Source organism: Dechloromonas denitrificans (assembly GCF_001551835.1).
GTDB lineage: Bacteria > Pseudomonadota > Gammaproteobacteria > Burkholderiales > Rhodocyclaceae > Azonexus > Azonexus denitrificans.
On the sequence record NZ_LODL01000040.1, the window covers coordinates 1 to 3,117 of the forward strand.

Annotated in this window: 2 protein-coding genes and 1 pseudogene; all 3 read left to right on the forward strand. The window is 55.4% G+C overall.

Annotation, left to right across the window (positions count from 1 at the left end; all coding sequences use genetic code 11):
- Positions 1-703: pseudogene (locus tag AT959_RS18800) on the forward strand (hypothetical protein); the annotation flags it as partial.
- A gap of 63 nt (positions 704-766) precedes the next feature.
- On the forward strand, positions 767-2,122 hold the full coding sequence (locus tag AT959_RS18805) for an HlyD family type I secretion periplasmic adaptor subunit (RefSeq protein WP_083518502.1): 1,356 nt from the start codon (positions 767-769) through the stop codon (positions 2,120-2,122).
- A 396-nt stretch (positions 2,123-2,518) separates the two neighbouring features.
- Positions 2,519-2,809: a nucleotidyltransferase family protein gene (locus tag AT959_RS18810; protein WP_066886781.1), complete on the forward strand. Its 291-nt coding sequence runs from the start codon at positions 2,519-2,521 to the stop codon at positions 2,807-2,809.
- The last annotated feature ends 308 nt before the right edge of the window (positions 2,810-3,117 follow it).

The window sequence follows — 3,117 nt, forward strand, 5'->3', positions numbered from 1 at the left end:
GACCGACACCTCTGGAACGGGCTTGTTCAACGGCGGTGCAGGTGCCGATACGATCACCGGCGGCGCCAGTGCTGAAGTCTTCCTCGGCGGTTTGGGCAACGACACCTATACCACGGCCGGTGGCAACGACATAATCCTGTTCAACAAGGGGGATGGTCAGGATACCTTTGCTACCGGCGGCACCGGCAGCGATACCCTGTCTTTGGGGGGCAGTGGTCTGGCTTATGCCGATCTGGTCTTCACCAAATCGACCAACGACCTCGTGCTGAAGGTCGGCGCGGCCGACCAGATTACCTTCAAGGACTGGTATGCCGCAACCCCGTCGAAACCGGTGGCCCGCCTGCAGGTGATGGCCGAAGCGATGGCCGGCTTTGTGCAAGGTGGCAGCAATCCGCTGATGGACCAGAAGGTGGAGAACTTCAACTTCACCAGCCTGGTCGGCGCCTTCGATGCAGCCCGTGCCGCCAACAGCAGCCTGACCAGCTGGGCACTGACCAACGCGCTGACCAGCTTCCAGTTGGCAGGCTCGGATACAGCAGCCTTGGGCGGCGATCTCGCCTACCAGTACGGCAAGAACGGTACCTTAACTGGCATTGGCGTCACACCAGCTTTGAGCACACTATCCGATACCAACTTAGGTACCAATCCGCAGGCGCTTAATTCACTCACCAGTCTGCAAACCGGTACCGTCAGTTTGTCGTAAAGGCGGGCGTCTGATCTGTGCGGTGGCTTCATGCCTCCGCACGAGTTCTACTCTGAACCATTCATGAAAAATTTATTTCCCAAAGCGGAAGCCGCTCCGCTCGACTTCTCCCCGCCGCTGCTGCGCTTACAGGAAGCGCCGCCTAATCCGCTCGGCCGTAAGGTGCTGTGGAGCTTGCTCGCCTTGCTGCTGGCGCTGTTGCTCGGGGCGCTGATTGGCAAACTAGACATTGTCGCCGTGGCTGAAGGTAAGCTAATTCCGGAAAGCTACGTGAAGATCGTTCAGCCGGCAGAATCCGGCATCGTCAAGGACATCCTGATCAAGGAAGGGCAAAGCGTTAAAGCCAATCAAGTGCTGATGCGCATGGATGCGCTGATTAGCGAAGCTGATAGTAAATCCATTGATGCCGACTATCAGCGAAAGCGTCTTGCCTTGCGCCGTATCGAAGCCGAACTGACTGGCCAGTCTTTCAAGACCCAGACCGACGATCGACCTCAACTTGCCCAGGAAATCGCTGCCCAGTACCGGGCCAACCGGAGTGCCCTCGAAGCAGCCTTGGCCGAAGAACGCTCCCGCCTGATCAAGGCCAGGCAGGATATGGCGGCTGCCGAGCAGGTCAAGAAGAAACTCGAAGAGGTGTTGCCGCATTACCGCAATCAGGATCAAGCTTATGAGAAGCTGGTCAAGGATGGCTTTGCCGGCTCGTTGATGGGCAGCGATAAGAAACGGGAACGCCTGGAAAAGGAACAGGAACTGCAAACCCAGGGTTTCCTGATCGAATCGGCCAAGGCCAATATCCTGCAATCGGAAAAGAAGCTCGCCCAGATCGACTCCGACTACCGGCGGCAACTGCATGCCGAACGCAACGATATCCAGGGACAATTCGACAAACTGGCCCAGGAAATGACTAAGCAGAGCCACAAGCAGAGCCTGCTTGAGCTGAAAGCGCCGCAGGAAGGTGTCGTGAAGGACCTGGCGACCCACACGGCCGGTACGGTCGTCCAACCCGGCACCATTCTGCTGACGTTGGTACCGAAGGATGAAATACTGCGTGCCGAGGTGTGGGTATCGAATGAAGACATTGGCTTTGTCCGCGAAGGCCAACCGGTAAAACTGAAGTTTGCTGCGTTCCCTTTCCAGAAATACGGCATGGTCGAAGGAACGGTCGAGCACGTCAGCGCCGACGCGGCGGACAGCAATACCGCTGGCCAGAACGATCCAAACAAGAAAATCCAGCCATTGCTCTACAAGGCGCTGGTGCGTTTGAAGGATATGGCGCTGAACATGGATGGACAGCGCTTTGCGCTATCTGCCGGCATGCAGACGAATGCAGAAATCTGGCTGGGGAACCGGACGGTGATGGAGTATCTGTTGTCACCGGTCAGGAAGGCTTGGCATGAGGCGGCCAGGGAACGGTAAGCGCATCTAACCAACTGATTCTATCGTTGGCAATCAAGCTGCCATTATGTCGCTGATGCCCAATCGTTTAGAGATGGGGGGCGCACCATTAAAAGGCAAAAAAACCTCGTTGTTGCTTTATTCGCGGGAAATAAGACGGCTGATAACCCTCAATAACGAGCCGGGATATCTAAACCCGGTGCTCATCAGGACTGCTGCGATCTTGACTTTGCTACCAACAATTTTGCTAACTGCGAATACATAATGCTATAGGCAATAGCCTGCCGTAACGTGAAGGACAAAGCGGCCGTTCAGCGAAATTCCATAACCTAGGACTGGTGATCGACGCGTTCGAATGTAAGTCCCTGGTGAAATTATTTGTGAATTGAAGGGTTAGACCGTGAAGATAACGGAGTAATGAAGCCTTCTCTTGCACTGGCCTCTCACCGGGAAGACATCCGGCGCATAGTGGAAGCCCACCGCGCCTGTAATGCCCGCGTCTTCGGCTCTGTTATCCATGGCAATGATACCGAGAGTAGCGATTTGGATATCGTTATCGATCCAACTCCGGAAACGACGCTATTGGAAATTGGCGCGATCCGTCACGAACTGCTGCAACTGCTCGGGGGGCCTGTGGATGTGCTCACGCCGAGGGCGCTTCCCGAGAAAATTCGCGCCATAGTGCTTGCCGAGGCAGTGCCAATATGAGCGGCCGATTGAAACCAAAAGCCACCTCGCCATACCATTGGCTCCTCAGTGGTTGGTATTGTTGTTGACCGCACAGCACTCGTTCATCCCCCGGAAAGTCCGATACCCAATAGTTCAAGCTGGGTTCACAGGGTGCTTACGCTCGAATGCTGCCCGATTACTAGGCTCCGCAAAAAAAACCGCCTTTCGGCGGCTCCGTCACTTCATGTCTGCTCGGACTGGACTGCTTTCCAGTGGGCCAGTACTTTTTTTGCATCGGAGATTTGCTGTTGCGCTTCCCGCTTCAGGAATGGCATATGTATTTTGTA